Origin of the sequence: Cognatundibacterium luofuense, assembly GCF_018139685.1 — a bacterium.
Taxonomy (GTDB): domain Bacteria; phylum Pseudomonadota; class Gammaproteobacteria; order Burkholderiales; family Burkholderiaceae_D; genus Undibacterium; species Undibacterium luofuense.
The window spans coordinates 1-347 of the sequence record NZ_JAGSPN010000352.1 but is presented as its reverse complement, the minus strand read 5'-3'; the positions used below and the strand labels follow the sequence as shown (position 1 = coordinate 347).

Below are 347 nucleotides of genomic sequence, written 5' to 3'. Positions count from 1 at the left end.
CTCAATCTCTCGATAGCTTAAAACAGCCGATCCTTGATAAGCCGTTTCAGACTTACATGTCTATCCCTCATCCGTCAGAATTAAATCAGCTTTGTAGCCAAACTGATCTCAATGCGTCAGCGTCATGATCAGGCGCCAGCTGCGGGGGCGTCCCGGGATGAAGGTGTTATCGCTGTCCACTTCCCAGGTATCACGGTTAAACAGATTACTGACCTGAAAGCGCAATTGCAGCTTGGCGTTGCCCCAGTCCAGTTGATGACGCAAGCCCAGTTGTACCAGGATTTTTTTATCGAGCCGGCTGCCACTGGATTCTGAGCTCGTTTGTGGGCCACTGTACTGCAGCCCCA

Annotated in this window: 1 protein-coding gene; it reads right to left on the bottom strand. The window is 51.3% G+C overall.

The annotated features are described in order from the left end of the window. Positions 1 to 108: 108 nt before the first annotated feature. Positions 109 to 347, bottom strand: a 239-nt coding sequence (locus tag KDM89_RS20750) for a TonB-dependent receptor (protein WP_212689731.1), incomplete at its 5' end; no start/stop codon positions are given.